Annotated in this window: 2 protein-coding genes; one reads left to right on the forward strand and one right to left on the reverse strand. The window is 42.3% G+C overall.

Going from position 1 to position 1,248, the window contains the following annotated elements:
* The coding region (locus tag I3255_RS14455) for a TIGR04211 family SH3 domain-containing protein (RefSeq protein ID WP_238039444.1) at positions 1 to 212 on the forward strand (212 nt) is incomplete at its 5' end.
* A gap of 106 nt (positions 213 to 318) precedes the next feature.
* Here the strand turns inward: I3255_RS14455 and I3255_RS14460 are convergent.
* A complete protein-coding gene (locus I3255_RS14460; RefSeq protein WP_005301396.1) occupies positions 319 to 1,221 on the reverse strand; it encodes a general secretion pathway protein GspB in 903 nt (300 codons plus the stop codon).
* Positions 1,222 to 1,248: the final 27 nt, after the last annotated feature.

A 1,248-nucleotide genomic window follows, 5' to 3' on the forward strand; every position in this document is an offset into this window, starting at 1 on the left:
TTGAAGATCGCAACAGCAAACTCAATGAGCAACTGTCGACAGCACAAACAGAAATCCGCGAACTACGAGCTAAAATTGATACGCAAAAAGATGACCTACTAATGCGTTGGTTCATGTATGGCGGTATGGTTGCAGGCGTTGGTTTACTACTTGGTTTAGTGTTACCTCATATTATTCCACGCCGCCGTAAGCGTCATAACGGCTGGGCATAAACCAATAGACAAACATTAAATAAATTGAAAGGCCGCAATCTGAACCGCGGCCTTTTTTGTTTGTTACCAAAATGAGCTTTTCTTTACTTCAATTCAAGTGTTATCACTACCATTCTGATAACGAAGGCATTGCAATATCATAACCATCAAAACCTAAGATAACATCTCGTTGCTCAATTTTCTTCAACACAACACCCGATGCGATCGTATCCCCTTCATGCCGTTCTTGGCCATTAACTTTGACCCAGCGATTTTGTGGCTTAGAAGAATAAATATGCTGCTGAAAATTCATTGAAGGGAGTTTGTTTTGAACAGTAACGGGCAAATCAGCAATAGGAATAGCCTTATGCTTGGCGATCTTGACTTGTTCATCCCCAGTTCTATCAAGCTCTTTATCACTAAATGTCTGGCCATCTGTAGCAGCAATAGCCGATTTCAACTGCTGTGCTAATTTAGGATCAACCCCAGAAAAATCCAAATTATCTAACTGATATGGATCTTGTGGCGCTGTTTTAACTGGCTCTGATGAGTGAGAGTCATAATCTGTCGTAGCACTTTCACCATAATTACCCGCATACATCGCAGGCTCTGCTGGCGCGGAGACTTCCGCTGGAGGTGCATAGTAATCACTATTACCTTGCGGTAACGGCTCAGTTGTCAAAACTGGATAAGATAGAAATTCGATATCCTTATTGACTCTTACAGGCGCGTTTTTAGGCTTTGTAACCACAGCCACTTCTGAAAGTGTTGATATCTCCTCATGAGAGGTACTCGAAGATGCTGGTGATACCGAAGCCGTCACTGTATGACTTTGCTGGGCATACAACTTGTACCCGACAACACACGTAGCGGGCACAACAGCAATAAGCAGAGGAACCAACCAAGAGTTTTTCGCTTTGTGTTGCTCTTTAATCGTCTTCATCGGATGAATAATTGGACTAACAGAGGCATTGGCATGGTTTTGTCGTTCTTTTTCCGACGCTTTAATGGCAGTAAGAATATTAGACATAATCACACACCTTCAGGTTGTAATGTT

The organism is Psychrobacter sp. Ps6, from assembly GCF_022129235.1.
Classification (GTDB): domain Bacteria; phylum Pseudomonadota; class Gammaproteobacteria; order Pseudomonadales; family Moraxellaceae; genus Psychrobacter.